This window comes from Sanguibacter suarezii NBRC 16159 (genome assembly GCF_001552735.1).
GTDB lineage: Bacteria > Actinomycetota > Actinomycetes > Actinomycetales > Cellulomonadaceae > Sanguibacter > Sanguibacter suarezii.
In genome coordinates this window covers 83,471-100,018 of record NZ_BCRT01000013.1, presented here as the reverse complement: position 1 = coordinate 100,018, position 16,548 = coordinate 83,471, and the positions used below count along the sequence as shown (strand labels likewise).

Sequence of the window (16,548 nt, the reverse complement as noted above, 5' to 3'; positions counted from 1 at the left end):
GGCCACGGGCGACCCGCCCTCTGCTTCACCAGGACGAGCTTCACCAGGACGACCCAAGGAGTGACCCATGACGGTGCGCGCGATCCGCGGCGCAACGCAGCTCGACGTCGATGAGCGTGAGCACCTGTTCGAGCGTACGACCGAGCTGGTGCAGGAGGTGCTCGCCGCGAACGACCTCTCCACCGAGGCGCTCGTGTCGATCATCTTCACCTGCACCCCGGATCTCGTCTCCGACTTCCCGGCCGCGGCGGCCCGGGAGATGGGCCTGGGTGACGTCCCGCTCATGTGCGCCACCGAGGTGGCCGTGCCCGGGGCGCTGCCCCGGGTCGTACGCCTCATGGCGCACGCCAACCTCGAGGTGCCCCGCGGCGAGGTCCGCCACGTGTACCTGCACGGGGCCACCACGCTGCGCAAGGACCTGGCGCAGTGACCGGGGCAGTGAGCGCGGGAGTGAGCGCGGCGCGGGTCGCTCCGCTGACCGTCGCGATCGACGGTCCGTCCGGGTCGGGCAAGTCCAGCGTCTCCCGTCAGGTCGCCCACCGGCTCGGCCTCGCCTACCTCGACACCGGCGCGATGTACCGCGCCGCCACGTGGTGGTGCGTCGAGCAGGGCGTGGACCTCACCGACGCCGACGGCGTGGCTGCCCTCGTGGCCGCCATGCCGCTGGAGATGGGCCTCGACCCGCTCGACCCGACCGTGCACGTGGGCGGCACGGACATCGCCGAGGCGATCCGTGACTCGGCCATCTCCACGGCCGTCTCCGCGGTCGCCACCAACCTCGCCGTCCGCGCCGAGCTGCGCGCCCGCCAGCGCGCCGTGATCGACGCCGAGCGGACCGCAGGCTTCTCCGGCGGCGCCGGGGTGGTCGCCGAGGGCCGGGACATCACCACTGTCGTGGCTCCCGACGCCGACGCGCGCATCCTGCTCACCGCGAGCGAGGAGGCGCGCCTGGCGCGCCGCGCCCGCGACGTGCACGGAGCCGACGACGCAGCCGCCGTCGAGGCGACCCGTGACCAGGTGCTGCGCCGCGACCGCGACGACTCGACCGTCTCCCAGTTCCAGGTGGCTGCGGACGGTGTGGTCACGGTCGACTCCTCCGACCTGGACTTCGAGCAGACCATCGCCGCTGTGCTCCAGGTCATCGCCACCGTGACCGGGACGGCCGCCGGACTCAGCCGGTGACCTCGACCGCCGCGCCCGCCGCGTCCGCTGCCTCGACGGGCCCGCGTGTGCCGGGCCCGCGCGGGCCCGTGTGGTCGCGGTGGGTGGGGCGGTTCCTGGCCCGCGTGGTGTGGAACACCGACGTGGTCGGCGCCGAGCACGTGCCGGCCACCGGGGCGGTGCTGCTCGCGGCCAACCACACGGGCCTCATGGACGGTCCCGTGGTCATGGGCGTCGCGCCCCGCCCGGTGCACATGATGGTCAAGGCCTCCATGTTCGACGGCGCACTCGGTGTGATCTTGCGCGCGGCCGGGCAGATCCCCGTCGACCAGGAGAACCCGCGCGCGGCGCTGACTGCCGCCGTCGCGGTGCTGCGCCGCAGCGGCGGCGTCGGGATATTCCCCGAGGGCAACCGGGGGCGCGGCGACCTGGCCGGTGCCCGCGCGGGTGTCGCGTGGCTGGCGCTGGCCAGCGGCGCGCCGGTGGTGCCGGTCGCGGTGCTCGGCACCCGGCGCACGGGGGAGAAGGTCAGTGCGATCCCGGGGCTGCGGCGGCGTCTGGTCGTCCAGTTCGGCCCGCCGGTGATCATCTCCCGGGCCCCCGGGACGAGCGGCAAGGCCGCTCTGGAGCAGGGCAACGAGCAGGTCCGCCAGGCTCTCGTCGCGGTCGTGGCGGACGCCGTCGGGCGCAGCGGGATCACGCTGCCGATCGACGATCCCAACCGTGAGGGACGCCCCTGAGAGCGGTGTGTTCGTCGAAGGCCTCTGCGGCTGGGACAATGGGTGTATGAGCACGCCTGAACAGAACCTTTCCGAGGACCAGACCGCACCCGCGGCGTCCCCTGCAACGACCCCTAGCGCCGCGAGCGAGGCAGCTGCCTCCCAGGTGCCATCCGGCAGCAGCGACGGGCCCTCCGACGAGGTCCGGGAGCGCGCCCTGCGCGCCGGGCTCGAGGACTACGAGCTGGCCGAGGACGACCTCGCCCTGCTCAACAGCGAGGGTGGAGAGGGCGACGAGGACCACGCACCCGTCGCCCTGCCCGTGCTGGCCGTCGTCGGCCGCCCCAACGTGGGCAAGTCGACGCTGGTCAACCGCATCATCGGCCGCCGTGAGGCGGTCGTCGAGGACAAGCCCGGTGTCACCCGCGACCGCGTGAGCTACCCGGCCGAGTGGGCCGGTCGCCGCTTCATGCTCGTGGACACCGGTGGCTGGGAGGTCGACGTCGCCGGCATCGAGGCGCGCGTCGCCGAGCAGGCCGAGGTCGCCATCTCCCTGGCCGACGCCGTGATGTTCGTCGTCGACGCGACCGTGGGCCCCACCGCGACCGACGAGCAGGTCGTCAAGCTGCTGCGCAAGTCTGGCAAGCCCGTGATCCTGTGCGCCAACAAGGTCGACGGCCCGCGCGCCGAGGCCGACGCCTCCGAGCTGTGGAGCCTGGGCCTGGGCGAGCCCTACCCGGTCTCCGCCCTGCACGGCCGCGGCACCGGTGACCTGCTCGACGCCGCGATGCGCAAGCTGCCGACCGAGACCGTGCACGGCAAGGCCATCGTCCAGGGCCCGCGCCGCGTGGCCCTGGTGGGACGCCCCAACGTGGGCAAGTCTTCCCTCCTCAACAAGGTCGCCGGGTCCGAGCGCGTGGTTGTCGACTCGACCGCCGGCACCACGCGTGACCCGGTCGACGAGCTCGTCACCCTGCGCGGCAAGCAGTGGATGTTCGTGGACACCGCCGGTATCCGCCGCCGTGTGCACCAGACCTCCGGTGCGGACTTCTACGCCTCGCTGCGCACGCAGTCCGCGATCGAGAAGGCCGAGGTGGCCGTCGTGCTGCTCGACGCTTCCGAGAAGCTCACCGAGCAGGACACCCGAGTGATCTCCCAGGTGATCGACTCCGGCCGGTCCGTGGTCATCGCGTACAACAAGTGGGACCTCATGGACGAGGACCGTCGTCCGTTCCTCGAGCGCGAGATCGAGCGTGACCTCGTCCAGGTGCAGTGGGCACCGCGGGTCAACATCTCCGCGGCGACCGGCTGGCACACCGACCGGCTGGTGCCGGCGCTGGAGAAGGCGCTGGAGTCGTGGGACACCCGCATCTCCACCGGGCGCCTGAACTCCTTCCTCGGTGAGCTCGTGGCCGAGCACCCGCACCCGCTGCGTGGTGGCAAGCAGCCGCGCATCCTCTTCGCCACGCAGGCCTCCACCCGGCCGCCGCGCTTCGTGATCTTCGCCACGGGCTTCCTGGAGGCCGGCTACCGCCGCTTCATCGAGAGGCGCCTGCGCGAGACCTTCGGCTTCGAGGGTTCGCCGATCTCCATCTCGGTGCGCGTGCGCGAGAAGCGCAAGCGCTGACGAACGCTCCCGGACCCGGGCAGCTGTGAACTGAGCCACATGGCTCGGCCTCGGCTGTCCGGGTCTGTGCGTTCTCCGTAGGATCGGTCCATGAGCGAATCTGGACTGGACCAGGCACGACGCAAGATGCGTGACGGCGGCGTGCACGAGACTGCGATCGACGTGTTCTCCCACCTGTACGCGCTGCTGGAGGCGGGGGAGACGGGGATCATCGCCGAGGCGGACGTCGACCCGCTGACCGACGTCCCGCGCCAGGAGGACCTCGACGTCCCCGAGGACGTGGGCCGGGAGGCGCTGGCCAAGACGGCGATCATCAAGCTCAACGGCGGGCTCGGCACGTCGATGGGGATGGACAAGGCGAAGTCGCTGCTCACCGTGCGCGGGGAGGAGACCTTCCTCGACATCATCGTGGGCCAGGTGCGCCACGCGCGGGAGCGCTACGGGGTCCGGCTGCCGCTGGTGTTCATGAACAGCTTCCGTACCCAGGACGACACCCTCGCGGCTCTGGACGCGCACCCGGACGTGACGGTGTCCGGGGTGCCGCTGGACTTTGTGCAGAACCGCGAGCCGAAGCTGCGCGCCGACGACCTCACCCCGGTCGTCTGGGACGCCGATCCCGGCCTGGAATGGTGCCCTCCCGGGCACGGGGACCTGTACACGGCCCTGCAGACCTCCGGGGTGCTCACCGCGCTCCTGAAGGCCGGTTTCAAGTACGCCCACATCTCCAACTCCGACAATCTCGGTGCCGCCCCCGACGCGGCCCTGGCCGGGTGGTTCGCCTCCTCCGGGGCGCCCTTTGGCGCCGAGCTTGCCGTGCGCACCCCTGCCGACCGCAAGGGCGGCCACCAGGTGGTGCGCAAGAGCGACGGGCGGATCGTGCTGCGCGAGACCGCCCAGACCCTCGACGCCGACGCCGACGCCGCCGCGGACATCTCCCGTCACCGGTACTTCAACACCAACAACTTGTGGTTCGACCTCGAGGCGCTGGCCGCCGAGCTGGAGCGGTCCGGCGGGGTGCTCGCGCTGCCGCTCATCCGCAACGCCAAGACGGTGGACCCCACGGACTCCTCCTCGACCCCGGTGATCCAGATCGAGTCCGCCATGGGGGCCGCGATCGAGGTGTTCGAGGGCGCTGCGGTGCTCGAGGTGGAGCGTGGGCGGTTCTTGCCGGTGAAGACCACGAACGACCTGCTGGTGCTGCGCTCCGACGTCTACGAGCTGGGGGAGGACTACCGGCTCACGGCGGTGGTGGACGCACCGCTGGTGGACCTGGACCCGGAGTACTACAAGACGATCGGGGCCTTCGACGCGCGGTTCGCCGAGGGCGCGCCGTCGCTCGTGCAGGCGCAGTCGTTGACGGTTGAGGGGGACTGGACGTTCTCCGCCGGGGTGACGGCTGTGGGGGAGGCCGTGCTGGCTGACCCGGGGGAGCCCGCAACCGTGCCGGCAGGGGCCACGATCAGCGCCGACGGCATCACGAGTTCGTGAGCACGGCCTCGGATGGGGTAATGTTCTTCTCGGCCCTCCGGGGCTGGTGAGGTTCTCACGGAAGGTCTTCGGACCCTAGGTGGGAACCTTCGGGATGTGGCGCAGCTTGGTAGCGCACTTGACTGGGGGTCAAGGGGTCGCAGGTTCAAATCCTGTCATCCCGACCAGCGTTTACGCAGGTCGGAGGCCATCACCGCGAAAGCGGTGGTGGCCTTTTTCGTGCCTGGGAGCCTAACTGGGAGCCTAACTGGGAGCCTAAGTCTGGGGTGGACGCGGGTGGATACGGTTGGGTAACGATTGACTACGTCGGCTGCCTATCGCTGACGGAGAAGGGTGACGCGAAGCAACCCTCTCTCGAGCGACGAGGTGCCGAGGTGTCTTCCCTATCGACCTGGATGTGTCGGCCGTACGGCGCAGCTACGCCGCGGGCGACCTCTCCGCTCGTCGAGTGCGGGTCGAAGACCGCCACGAAGGTGCTCAGGTCCGCAGCGCCCAGGACGCGTAGTTCTGCCATGCGGTGATGGCTGTTCGTGTGCGGCGGGAGTAGTTCCGTGGGTCGACAGGAACCCCACCGGGCTGGGTGAGCGCGCGGTCGTAGGGGAGGGCAAGCGAAGCGATGCCCATCCTTGTGCGCCGTGGTCGGCGGTATCCGTAGATCCCGGTGTGGACGATCGTCACTCGTTCTAAGAGCTCGGGGTTGGTGCTGGAGATCGCGGCGGTGACGCGGGCTGCGTCGGCGCTTCCGAGCGGGGTTGCTGGGACGGCGATCGCGACGATGACGTTTCGTGTGGTGAGCAGGTCGAGGATCTCGGTGGTGGAGCGGACCCCTGCGTCCCAGAGGGCGATGTGTGGGTTGAGCGCCGTGACCTCATCGCCGTTGGCGCGGTTCAGGAGCGGGCCGTGGGCTGGTCCGCAGAGCAAAGGGGAGCCGTTGAGGTCGTGGCGGGTGCGCGCGAAGGCAAGTGCCGTCAGAGTGGTGACGCCGGCGCCGGCGGTGGTGCTGAGGATCGCGAGTGTTCTCATGTGTGGCTGTCTTCGGGTGTTTGGGCAACTTGGATGACCCGGGGTGGTGTCCCACGGCGGATGAACTTGCCCCGGCCGGGCGGGAAGCGTTCGGGGTAGATGCGGTTGGCGAGCTGTCCTTCGCTACGTTCCCCCGACATGAGGAGCATCGAGCCGCCGGTGTCCCGCGTGACTTGGAGCATCTGGGAGTACATGGCACGGCTCGCGCCGGCGACCGGGCGTGCGATCACCAGGTGGAGTCCGAGGTCGCGGGCACTGGGTAGGTAGGGCAGCAGGGGAGCGAGGGGGTCCGTGCCGCCTGCGGAGACGATGTCGTAATCGTCGACGAGCACGACGATGCGCGGGGCGCGGGCGCGGAGCGCAGCGTCCATCGATGGGCGCTTCTCGAGTTCGCTGGCGATCGATTCCGCAACGCCCCGGGCTTGCTTGGCGTTGCGGGCGTGGGCGGCGAGGTAGTCGTCGTCGATGACGTCGGGTACGTGCCCGCGGACGTCGATGACGGCGATGGCGAGCTCGTCGCTGGTGAAGCGGGCGGTGAGGCCGAGCGCGAGGGTGCGCAGCAGGGTGGTCTTGCCGCTCTTGGTGTCACCGAGGACGATGAGGTGCTGGTCTTCCCCGGCGAAGTCCCAGAGTGCGGCGTCCATGGTGTCTTGTCGCAGCCCCATCGGTACCTGGTCGGGTTCGTCGAAGGGGTCGGGCAGATCGACGGTGCTGACGTGCAGCGGGAGGAGCCGGATCGGTGCGGCGGCGGGTCCGCTCCAGGCCTTGGCGGTGCGGCGAGCGAGTTCTTCGAGCTCGTCGCCGATGGAGTCGTCGGGGACGTCGTCGAGGATGGGCAGGGCGACGTGGGCGAAGTTGCGGTTGTCGAGGAGGACACGCCCTGGGGTCTCGGCGGACAAGGTGGTGGAAAGCTTGCGGTCGATGCTGGACTCGGCCGGGTCGTTGAGGCGCAGCTCGAGGCGGGTGCCGAAGAGCGCTTGGTGGCCCATGCGAAGCTCGCTCCAGCGGGTCAGGCCGAAGACGAGGTGGATGCCGAAGCTGGCTGCCCGGAGCATGATGTCGATGAACGGGTTTTCGAGGTCTTCGAAGTCTTGGCGGATCTGGCCGTATCCGTCGACCAGGAGGACGACGTCGGCGGCGGCGAGCTCGGGGATGCGACCTGCAGCGTGCATGGTGCGCAGCTGAGGCATCGAGTCGATTCCGTGGGACTTGAAGATGGCTTCGCGCTGAGCGAGCATGCCCGCGAGCTCTTCGATGAGGCGGACGAGCCGGTCGCGGTGGGACCTGGTGGCGACGCCGCCGACGTGGGGGAAGTCTTCGATGCGCTGGAGGCCACCACCGGTGAGGTCCATCCCGTAGATGGCAACTTCGCGTGGGGTGTAGGTGAGGGCGAGGGAGGCAGCGATCGTGCGCAGCACGGTGCTGCGCCCGGACTGGGGTGCCCCGATGACGGCGACGTGACCGCCGGCTCGACCGAGGTCGAGGCGCCAGGGATTCTGCGCCTGCTTCGCGGGATCGTCTTCGAGTCCCACGATGACGGTCAACCCAGGGGGGCGTTGTCCTTGCTGGTCGAGCACCAGGCCGAGGGCCAGGCGGTCAGGCAGCGGCGGCAGCCACACCGGTCGGACGGCCCGGTCGTCATTGCGGATTCGCGAGACGGATTCGTCGATGAGGCTGCGACCGGTGTCCGGGCGGGTCAGTTGCAGGGGGGCGCCGTGGGCGGCCCGGTCGTCGGTGATGCCGTTGTAGACGGGAAGCAAGAGCGGGCGCAGCTGACCGTCGTGGTCGGTGGACGTGCGGGTGCGCTCGACTGGTCCGGAGACGTACCCGGCGCGGAACCGGGTATAGACGCTCGTGTCGACCTTGAGGTAGCCGAATCCGGGCAGGGCCGGCAGGTGATAGGCGTCGGAGGAGTTGAGCACCACCTGGGATTCGGCCTCGCTGAACGTGCGTAGCCCGAGGCGGTAGGACAGGTAGGTGTCTAGGCCGCGAAGCTTGCCGCCCTCGATCCGTTGGCTGGACAGCAGCAGGTGCACGCCGATCGATCGGCCGATCCGCCCAATCTGAAGGAACAGATCGATGAAATCCGGTTCCGCAGTGAGCAGCTCGCCGAACTCGTCGATGACGACGAAGAGATGGGGCATCGGCGCAAGGCTGGGGTCCTGGGCGCGGAGCTCGCGGTAGTGCGAGATGGACGGCGAGGACCCGGCGTCTTTAAGCAGCCGTTGTCGGCGCACGACCTCCCCTTGGATGGAGGCCCGGGCGCGGGTGGTCAGTTGGGGGTCGTCGGCCAGGTTGTCGATCAGCCCAGCGAGGTGGGGGAGATCGGCGAACGGGGCGAAGGCGGCGCCGCCCTTGTAGTCGACCAAGATCATGGACAGGTCTTCGGGCGGGTGTGTCAGGGCCAGGGAGAGGATGAGGGTGCGCAGCATCTCGGACTTGCCAGATCCGGTCGCCCCGATGCAGATGCCGTGGGGACCCATGCCGAGCTGGGCGCTCTCCTTGAGGTCGAGGTGGACGGGGTTGCCGCGGTCGTCGCAGCCGAAGGGGACCCGCAGGAAGTCCGACGGCGTGCGTGCGCGCCACAGGAGCTCGGGGTCGACGTCGTCGAGACCGTCGATCTCGAGAAGCTCGTAGATGTTGAGCGTTCGATCACCTTCGGTGTCCGCAGCTGCCGTGAGGGATACGCGCATCGCTGACATCGCGCGGGTGGTCGCCTCGAACAATGGCGTGCCCGTCTGGTCAGCGTCGAACTCGAACTCTTGCGCAGCGGGCGTCCCGGATGCGACCTCGAGCAACGCTGACTCGGCGAGAGTGATGCGGACATCGACGTCGCGGGGTTCATCGAGGCGGTCCGCCAGGACATGGATCAGGGTGATTCCCAGCTCGTGCAAGGTGGCGGCGGCGTCGACGGGAAACTGGGCGGCGCGGTTGCCGTAGTCGTCGCAGACGATGATGAGTCGCGATGGCAGGCGCTGGGATACGCCCGTGCGGCGGGCGGCGTGTACGTGCTGGAGCCGGTCCGTCAGGCTCGTGCCGAGGACCGCGGCGAGGGAGTCCAGGTCAGCGGCGACGCGGCGCGCGGGCACCGGTCCGTCGAAGAGCTCGGGATCTTGGACGTGGGGGAGGAGGTCCAGCCCAGCCCAGTCCTGTGCCCGCTCGCGGGGGAAGGCCGCCGCTACGCAGACGTCGTCGGGCCCGTGGGCGGTGGCGATCTGCAGGAGCATGCTGCGCACGCAGGCGATGGCCTGGCTGCGGTCACCGATGACTGCGATCACCGCAGCCTCACGCAGATCGACCGCGACCGGGAGCAGATCGATCCGTTGGGCCCGGTCGACGACGAGCTCAGCCTGGGCCAGGAGGCTGGAGTCGTGAGGTTCCATGGGGGAGGAGGCTGGTGGGATGGACAGATCGAACCAGGGGACCGTCCCTGTCCCCAGGCGGATGGTGAGGAAGTCGTCGTCGTGGCGACGCCTGTCCCAGAGACGGCAGGGGTCGCGGACCACCCCGATCAGGGCGGCTGGCTCGGGGTGCGCCGATGCTGCCTGGAGCCGGGTCTGCGCTGTGCGCTTGGTGAGGTCGCGTCGCAGAGTCTCTATCGGACCAGACCCATAGTCATCGCGCGCGAAGCAAGGGCTGCGCTCCGCAACGCGCCGAAGAGCTTCGGACTGTGGACGGACATGACCATCGCCTATGGAGACCCGTCCTGCGGTCGTGTCCTGGCTGAATCGATCGCTGCCGCTGTGGGCGGCGTCATCAACGACAGAATCTGATTGGGCCCGACATGACTCAATGGAAAGTTGACCCCGACGCGGTCAAGGCGATCATGGTGAACGTTGCCGCAGATCAAGGAGAACTGGGCGCGGCCCTCTCTGAAGACGGATTTCAGGGAGTCCTGGACGCGCTGGTTTGGGGAAGGGACCTCACCGCGTGTGTATCTACCGCAGTGAATGCAGTGTTCACTGACCAGAGCGCGAACCTGCAGAATATCGGAAACCGCATCAATGCCGGCATCATAGGCGTTTCCAATGCCGCCATAGCCTTCCAGAACAGTCAGGAAGACATGTGCGACAGCTTTCAGGCTGAACTTCTGCTCTCCGCCGAGACTGGCGACTTCACCTACTTCGCAGACAACGGCTACCAAGAGTGAGGGGCGTCCGACGATGATGGACTCTGACCCTCAAGCCGACCCAACCGGTCTCATCAAACCGGACATGTTTGTGGCCAAGGCCGCCAGTCTGAACACGAGCCTTATTGCCCAAGCCGCGAGGGACCTGCGCAGCATGGGGCGCAAGGTGAGCGATGAGGTGTCCTCGATCAGCACCTCCTGGAGTGCTCTGAAGGACGGCGAGACCTATCAGTCTCCACATCAAGACCGCGTCTATGACCTGATGGCACCCGCCGTGACCAGCGCGGACGACCTCGAGGCGGTCTTCGATGCGATGGCGACCCACCTAGAGACCTACCGGGGGACTTTGTGGGCGATCAAGCCACGACTGACTGAATTCGAGACCCGAGCGGCAGCATTCCGGTCGAAGGTGGTCGGGGGCGTCATGGTTGATGGCTCCAGTAAGAAGAGCCCAAGCATCGGCGACTCTATCCGCGGCGCATTCGACTTTGTGCCGCTGGTCAACGAGAAGAAGGTTCGCGTTCCCTGGTATGAAGACCGGGCAAGCTGTGACATGAACGAGGGTCTCCTGGCCGAGTACGCAGGCCTCCTGGCGGAGATTTCGGAGGCCAGTACGTTGTGTGCCAACAGCATCAACGCGCTCGTGGTGGGAACGACCATCGACGTGGCCACCGCGTACCAGGCCGAGCAGTTCACTGACCTCGCCAACCCAATGCCGTGGGGGACGCCACGCGAGGAGGACCGCAACTGCTCGGAGTCGGCCCGGCACGGGGCTGAATCCTTCGGGACAGGGTTGTGGGATGGAGCGCGCGCGCTTGTCGTCGGCTACAACCCCCAGACGGGAGGCTATTTCGAAACCGCTGACGCCTGGCGAGGGCTGGGGGATTTGGCAGAGTCCATCGCGGCTGTGGCTGTGTTCGGGATCCCCGCCAACCTCATGATTGCGTTCGGTCGCGATGACAACGCTTTTTCCGACTATATGGGGGAGCGCTCAACCACATTCATCACGGTATTGGGTTCTTTTGTGGGTTATGACGCCAGCTCCTCCGATGGGTGGCATAAATGGAAGGAAGACGCGGTCTCAACCGGCACTGAATCGGCCCTGACGCTGGCAACGTTCTTCATCCCTAGTGCTTCTGCCAGCAATGGCCTCAAGGCAGGCTCTGCCGCGTCCCGTGCAGCAGCTGCAGGTGCTGTTGCGGCCGATGTTGTCTTCCAAGGCGGATCGTGGGCGGTAAAGGGCGGCGTCAAAGTCAGTGCGGCTCTGGGTGACGTGCTGCGATTCGGTGATGACCTGGCGGGCGTGTCTGGGCAGGTCGTGCAGTCAGGCGGCAGGCTCAGCTGGTCGGGTGGCACTGCCGGACTGATCGACGCCGTCGCAGGGCCAACACCGGTGACCGACTCCTTGTTCGGCCCGGCCAAGGTCTCTCCCTCGAGTGGTTCAACATCTTCCTTGTACGACCCCAACGCACCTGTTCGGGAGACCGTCAACCAGAGTTCCGCACCGAAGGGCTATGGTGCTGCCGATGTTGAGACTGCGTGGCGGGACGCACCGGTGGACGCTCAAGGTCGTCCTGTCGACCACCGCACGGGGACACCCCTGATCGCAGAGAACCTAGACGGCAATCGCGGATGGCACATGAAGTGGGACCCTGAAGGAGGGCAGTGGGTTGCCGAGAATCCGGGCACTGGAGCGCTCGCTCCTGGTCACTTGCCACTCACCGGTGAGCCGGGCTCGTTCGGCTACGACTCTGCCGGAAACCGGATGCCGTACGCGAACTCTCGTCCCGACTACGCCCCCGGGCAAGAGATTGAGGTGTGGCGTGGAATGCAGAACGAGAAGGGCGAGGTGTGGGTCGAGGGGCCCGAGGGGCAGCGGGTTCAGATAATATGGAAAGAGGGGGATCCCCGCCAAGGGGTCTGGGATATGGGGCACGTGCCCGATCAGGAATATCGGCTCCTGCGCGACGACTATCTCAGTCACAAGATATCCTTGGAGGACTTCCTTGGGCAGTACAGGACTGTGGACAATTACCAAGTCGAGCACCCCTCTGTGAATCGTTCGCGCTCTGCTGAGACAAACTAGATTTGCAGAATAAATCTGATTGGGAGATCTCTGGGTGCGTGTGGAGAGGAGAATTATGCCGAGTCTGATTACCGCCGCGAGGAGTCATGCGCTGGACGTGTTTGAGGAGGTGTATGAGCCGGGGCAGGAGACGTGGTTCAGTCCAAGTGGGCTCCCGCTCTTGCTGATTGCGCTGGGGAACAACGATCCTGCCAACAGGGTTGCGATCGCGAATTTTCTCCTGGATGAGGGGGCTGACGTGGCCGCGGTCTCCATCCATGATCGGTACACAGCGTTGCACATTCTCTTTGGCCAGAATGTCCACGACTTTGAGGCGGAGGCTGTGCTGCTGAAGAGGCTTCTGGATGGTGGGGTTGACGTCAATGGTGTTGCTCGCGGGCGGTGGGGGACGCCGCTACAGACGCTCGCCTCCAAGCTGAAGTTCAGTGACGAGACGCTCAGCCCGTTCTACGATGTGCTCTTCGCCCGCCACGATCTTGACCTCCTGCGTGCTGGCAAGGCGGGCCGATCCTCCCTTCTGAGCGCTCGCCTGCTTGAGCGCCAGGGTTTGGTCGCTCGCATGGAGCAGTATCTTCTCGACCATGGCCTGTCGGCCGACGATTCCTAAGGAGCCCCGAAAATGACTGGTTACCCTGAGTTCATCCCCCAGGCGGGCGCGTGCCTGGTGTCCAAGAACGTGATGTCCGGTGCGGGCCGGGTGCGGTGGATGGTCCGTGTGCCGTCCCAGGTCCCGGCCGACAACGGGTGGCGGATCTTTAGTTCCATCGACTCGCAGGCGTACCTCGCTGACCCGTCGAACCTTCAGGTGGCTGACTTCAACGCGGTCTGCGCTCTCGAGCCGGCGCTGATCGGCATCTATGACTTCCCCGTCGGATCCGACCTGCAGATCGTCGACGACGGCAGAGGCATCCAGGTCGTCGACACGGCCACTGGCCGAGAGATCCCTGCCGAGAACTTCTTCGTCCCACCCGCGATGAGAGACCGCGGCTAACGACTCGCCGCCGAGAGAGTCGGCTCTGACGCTCGGGATAGTTCCTCAGGCGAGGGTCTAACATCGGGTCGGGTGCGCTGGGGGTCAAGGGGTCGCAGGTTCAAATCCTGTCATCCCGACCAGCGTTTACGCAGGTCGGAGGCCATCACCGCGAAAGCGGTGGTGGCCTTTTTCGCGTCTGAAGGGGCCCTGGGGGCCTAACTGGGGGCCTAAGTCTGGGGTGGACGCGGGTGGACACGATTTGATAACGATGCACTTTGCGGGTTCCGCACCAACCCGGCTGGCTACCTTGCTTCACGCCCTCAGTGAAGCCTTCGCCCCGCTTCTCAGGCAACGAGGAGGCTGCCTCTGCGAGTTGCCGCCAACCTCAAGCCCCGTTTCCGCGCGCGGGTCGTCCGAGACTGGTCTGCGGCGGGTCTCCGACGTCCGGCATGATGCCAAGAAGCAGCACCGCCCAGGGTCAAGCGTGATGCGTGGCATGCCGATGCTTGTAGAACGCAAGACATCGACCATCAGGACGGCATGACGTGAACGATGATCCCGTGTGGGTGCCGACTCTGAAGTTCGAGCACTGAGATGCTGGAGTCGCCACAGATACGCGCCTGGCGCAGGGCATACCGTACGGCTTTCGGGCGGGCGGAGACCCTCACAGAGACAGAGCTGCGTGAGCACCTGGCGCGAGCGCTTGAAGTGGACGTGCTGCGCAACCTGGTGCGCTTGGTGGAGACCGACCCGCACATCACCAGGGACGGAGACAGGCTCTATCTCGACCAGGCCGCCGTATTTGGTGTCGAGATCGCGACGGCCATCGTCTCGGACCTCACTAGGCGATCGGCGCCATGGGACTCGACGAGTAGCCTGTCTGTGAATGTAGGGCCGACAAGAGGGTTCGGCACCGACGCCTTCGTTCCAGCCGCACTTCAGGCGGTCGCCGGGCGAATGTTGGATGAAGGGGAACTTCGTGTTCTGCCCAACGGGCAGCTGGCGCTCGTCGACCCTTGGCACCTTCCTCAAATCGCGCCACGGTCAACGCCAACCGAGGACACCGACTCTCCGGTGACCGCATCCTCGACTCATCGCCTATCTGGAGTTGAAGTCCGTCGCGGCGGCCCGTTGATCGAGTCGACCCTGCAGACAAGCATCTTCCGCGCCCTACGACTTACTGTGCCGTTGCCGTCGAGGGCTCCGATCGTCGTTAGCTGCGCGGCCGTTGAAATCCATGACACGACAGCACTAGTCGTGGCGTATATCGGTGATCTGACAGACGGTCAGCGATCCGACTTGGAGACAGGCGACTGGTGGTTCTGGGACCCTGAGATCACGAGCCCCCTTGGTCGCCCTGCCACCCGGACGTATGCCTGCGAGTTTGCTACGGGGCAGCCCTCGCTCAATATCTTCGCCACCACCTCCCCGGGTGCTGCAATGGAGGCACTGTTGACGTTGACGCAGATAGCTGGCCTGCGCTTGTCTGCTCGGGTGGAGGTTGAGTTCGACATCGCTCCTCTAGCTGAATATGACGTATTCGAGGGTGGGGATGGGGGTGGTGGCTACCCGCGCGGTCCGCGGATTGGAACTTGCCTCGAGTGCGGACAACCGCTCACTGACCCGGAAAGCGCCCTCCGCGGGTATGGCCCGCTGTGTTGGGAGAGGCTACTTGACCTATACCCGGAGATGGCTGACTCACCATTCTCGGGGCGGTCGCAGGAGATTGCCTACACCGACTCTGGACACTGGGTAGCTCCACTACAGCTCTCAGCGTGGGAAGAGTGGGTGGGGCTTCGCTAGAGCTGCGGGGCAGATCCTCGGCTCACCACGACTCCGCGCAGGCGCGGAAGAGGTCTACTCATGACGTGGCAGGGGATTCGCTCTGATCGGCGGCCCAAAGGCGGCACGTCGCCTTGAACACCCCCTCGACGTCGCCTCCGACACCTTCACCGGCAGCGACCATACGCAAGATCTTGAGCTGAGTATCACGAGGAGGAACCGGCCCCGCACCCTCGACAGCCTCTCGCGCCCAGGCGTCACACGTCTTCGCAAGGGCGGCCCTGTCGATGGCCTGGACAACGAACCCTAGGATGAGCGCCGCCACGCCGATTGTGAATACGAGCGAGTTCTGCTGGAACAGGCCGACTACTGCGGTGACCAGTCCGCCCAGCATCAGCGGCACCTTCAGGAATCCAAAAAGCAGCCCACCGACTGCCTTGCTCGTGTCACTCATGCCAACCTCCACTATCACCGAGTCCCTGTGCGACGCAATTTAGCACAGTCGCAAGACCTAGATGGCGGCCGACTCGAGCACCTGCGCGGCTCCGCCCTCGGATTCCGAAACCTCACCCACTACGTCGCCAAATCACTTCTGGAGACCGGCGGATTCAGATCCCGACTACGCCCTCGTTTGTGAAGAGCCGGAAATCCGATGGCCAGCGTTATTTGAAGCGCGTTGGGCGGGAAGGTTGAGTTCCTTGGAGGCTCGCCGAAGTGCGGTACTAAGGGAATGGGGCATGGGAGCGCTCGAGCGTGCGGCGTTGGCCCGTTCGGGCGGCCAGGGCAGGGCGGTCCGCACTACCGAGGGCGTTGTAGGTGTCCGCGATCTGTGCGACTTCGCCCGCCTGGAGTGCGACATAGCCGCCGACGAGCGCGGCGGCAGCTGCAGTGACGTTCTGGCTGAGGTCGTCGCGCTTGAGGTCGCGGGCAGGTAAGAAGAGTTGGTTCGACCGGGCCAGGGCGTCGAAGGTGCGGGCGTTCCAGGCGGTGATGTCGCCCATGAGGGAGAGGGCCCCGTTGACTGCTTGCTTTGTCCGTTGCTGGCGGGCGGTGACCTGTCCGCCAGGGGCGGGCGTGGTGTGGAGGTCGGCGCACTGAGCCAGTAGCATTGCCGAACGGGCGATCTCCTTGCCGCCGAGGGAGTCTCGAGGGTCGATGCTGCGCACGGGGTACAGCGCGTCCGCGAGGTCACGCCACGCGGCGGCCCGGTGCATGAGGACGTTGGCGACGCGTTGATGATCGCCGCCGCGTACGGGCAGGTCAGTGCCTGCGTAAAACTGGGCAGCTCGAACGTGGACTGCGAGGCCGAGCGCGGCGAAGCGTTGCAGCGGTGCGATTTCGTAGCTCGGGGTAGCAACGAGTGCCCAGGCCCGTTGGCGCAGTGCGCGCATGTGGTCGGTGAGCTCGACGAGCGGGTCGAAGGTCCGCACGGCGGGGCGGATCGGCCCAGTGCTGTCGAGACGGCGCGAGGGTGCCGGTGCGCCAAGGGTCAGCGCTGTGGCGGCGTCGTGCATCTCGTCGAGGCCGGTCATGAACGAGCAGTCGTCGGCCCTACCTCAA

At 66.9% G+C, this 16,548-nt stretch carries 14 protein-coding genes and 1 tRNA gene; 11 read left to right on the top strand and 4 right to left on the bottom strand.

Annotation, left to right across the window (positions count from 1 at the left end; genetic code table 11):
* The first annotated feature begins 67 nt into the window (after window positions 1-67).
* The 6 genes from aroH to SS2_RS08375 all read left to right on the top strand — a co-directional run bounded on the left by aroH (window position 68) and on the right by SS2_RS08375 (window position 5,162).
* A complete protein-coding gene (gene aroH, locus SS2_RS08400) occupies window positions 68-430 on the top strand; it encodes a chorismate mutase (protein ID WP_066462995.1) in 363 nt (120 codons plus the stop codon).
* Window positions 427-1,182, top strand: coding sequence for a (d)CMP kinase (gene cmk, locus SS2_RS08395; protein ID WP_245643459.1), 756 nt, complete (start codon window positions 427-429; stop codon window positions 1,180-1,182). Before aroH ends, cmk begins: the two co-directional genes overlap by 4 nt.
* Window positions 1,179-1,901: a lysophospholipid acyltransferase family protein gene (locus SS2_RS08390; RefSeq protein WP_083942002.1), complete on the top strand. Its 723-nt coding sequence runs from the start codon at window positions 1,179-1,181 to the stop codon at window positions 1,899-1,901. Before cmk ends, SS2_RS08390 begins: the two co-directional genes overlap by 4 nt.
* A 46-nt stretch (window positions 1,902-1,947) precedes the next feature.
* Window positions 1,948-3,507, top strand: a complete 1,560-nt coding sequence (gene der / locus SS2_RS08385; RefSeq protein ID WP_066462990.1) for a ribosome biogenesis GTPase Der — start codon at window positions 1,948-1,950, stop codon at window positions 3,505-3,507.
* A 90-nt stretch (window positions 3,508-3,597) separates the two neighbouring features.
* Window positions 3,598-4,995, top strand: a complete 1,398-nt coding sequence (locus tag SS2_RS08380) for a UTP--glucose-1-phosphate uridylyltransferase (RefSeq protein ID WP_066462984.1) — start codon at window positions 3,598-3,600, stop codon at window positions 4,993-4,995.
* 90 nt (window positions 4,996-5,085) lie between these two features.
* A tRNA-Pro gene (locus tag SS2_RS08375) sits at window positions 5,086-5,162 on the top strand.
* A gap of 310 nt (window positions 5,163-5,472) precedes the next feature.
* Here the strand turns inward: SS2_RS08375 and SS2_RS08370 are convergent.
* The gene (locus tag SS2_RS08370) at window positions 5,473-6,018 is read right to left on the bottom strand and encodes a hypothetical protein (RefSeq protein ID WP_066462983.1); all 546 of its coding nucleotides are present in this window, start codon (window positions 6,016-6,018) and stop codon (window positions 5,473-5,475) included.
* On the bottom strand, window positions 6,015-9,608 hold the full coding sequence (gene eccCa / locus SS2_RS08365; RefSeq protein WP_245643476.1) for a type VII secretion protein EccCa: 3,594 nt from the start codon (window positions 9,606-9,608) through the stop codon (window positions 6,015-6,017). The genes SS2_RS08370 and eccCa overlap by 4 nt, the downstream gene beginning before the upstream one ends.
* A 194-nt stretch (window positions 9,609-9,802) precedes the next feature.
* On the opposite strand from eccCa, the gene SS2_RS17390 reads away from it, so the two are divergent.
* The 5 genes from SS2_RS17390 (at window position 9,803) to SS2_RS18235 (ending at window position 15,009) form a co-directional block, all read left to right on the top strand.
* Window positions 9,803-10,168: a DUF6507 family protein gene (locus SS2_RS17390; protein WP_157607262.1), complete on the top strand. Its 366-nt coding sequence runs from the start codon at window positions 9,803-9,805 to the stop codon at window positions 10,166-10,168.
* A 64-nt stretch (window positions 10,169-10,232) separates the two neighbouring features.
* Complete coding sequence (locus SS2_RS08355; RefSeq protein WP_169796281.1) at window positions 10,233-12,233, top strand: HNH/ENDO VII family nuclease; 2,001 nt, start codon at window positions 10,233-10,235, stop codon at window positions 12,231-12,233.
* A 19-nt stretch (window positions 12,234-12,252) separates the two neighbouring features.
* Window positions 12,253-12,840 (top strand): hypothetical protein, encoded by a 588-nt coding sequence (locus SS2_RS08350; RefSeq protein WP_157607261.1) that lies wholly within the window; start codon window positions 12,253-12,255, stop codon window positions 12,838-12,840.
* A 12-nt stretch (window positions 12,841-12,852) separates the two neighbouring features.
* Window positions 12,853-13,224, top strand: a complete 372-nt coding sequence (locus SS2_RS08345) for a DUF2185 domain-containing protein (protein WP_066462978.1) — start codon at window positions 12,853-12,855, stop codon at window positions 13,222-13,224.
* Window positions 13,225-13,800: 576 nt separating this feature from the next.
* Window positions 13,801-15,009 carry a DUF6011 domain-containing protein gene (locus SS2_RS18235; RefSeq protein WP_369405205.1) on the top strand — a complete coding sequence of 403 codons (1,209 nt, stop codon included), beginning with the start codon at window positions 13,801-13,803 and terminating at the stop codon, window positions 15,007-15,009.
* Window positions 15,010-15,067: 58 nt separating this feature from the next.
* Here the strand turns inward: SS2_RS18235 and SS2_RS08340 are convergent, their stop codons facing one another.
* Window positions 15,068-15,442, bottom strand: coding sequence for a hypothetical protein (locus tag SS2_RS08340; protein ID WP_066462976.1), 375 nt, complete (start codon window positions 15,440-15,442; stop codon window positions 15,068-15,070).
* Between the two features lie 268 nt (window positions 15,443-15,710).
* Entirely contained in the window at window positions 15,711-16,520 is an 810-nt protein-coding gene (locus tag SS2_RS08335) for a hypothetical protein (protein WP_066462974.1), read from the bottom strand.
* Between the last annotated feature and the right edge of the window lie 28 nt (window positions 16,521-16,548).

Coding starts and splice junctions, on each gene's coding strand:
- aroH (WP_066462995.1), top strand. CDS start 68: ATGACGGTGCGCGCGATCCGCGGCGCAACGCAGCTCGACGTCGATGAG.
- der (WP_066462990.1), top strand. CDS start 1,948: ATGAGCACGCCTGAACAGAACCTTTCCGAGGACCAGACCGCACCCGCG.
- SS2_RS08380 (WP_066462984.1), top strand. CDS start 3,598: ATGAGCGAATCTGGACTGGACCAGGCACGACGCAAGATGCGTGACGGC.
- SS2_RS08370 (WP_066462983.1), bottom strand. CDS start 6,018: ATGAGAACACTCGCGATCCTCAGCACCACCGCCGGCGCCGGCGTCACC.
- SS2_RS17390 (WP_157607262.1), top strand. CDS start 9,803: ATGACTCAATGGAAAGTTGACCCCGACGCGGTCAAGGCGATCATGGTG.
- SS2_RS08355 (WP_169796281.1), top strand. CDS start 10,233: ATGTTTGTGGCCAAGGCCGCCAGTCTGAACACGAGCCTTATTGCCCAA.
- SS2_RS08345 (WP_066462978.1), top strand. CDS start 12,853: ATGACTGGTTACCCTGAGTTCATCCCCCAGGCGGGCGCGTGCCTGGTG.
- SS2_RS18235 (WP_369405205.1), top strand. CDS start 13,801: ATGCTGGAGTCGCCACAGATACGCGCCTGGCGCAGGGCATACCGTACG.
- SS2_RS08340 (WP_066462976.1), bottom strand. CDS start 15,442: ATGAGTGACACGAGCAAGGCAGTCGGTGGGCTGCTTTTTGGATTCCTG.
- SS2_RS08335 (WP_066462974.1), bottom strand. CDS start 16,520: ATGACCGGCCTCGACGAGATGCACGACGCCGCCACAGCGCTGACCCTT.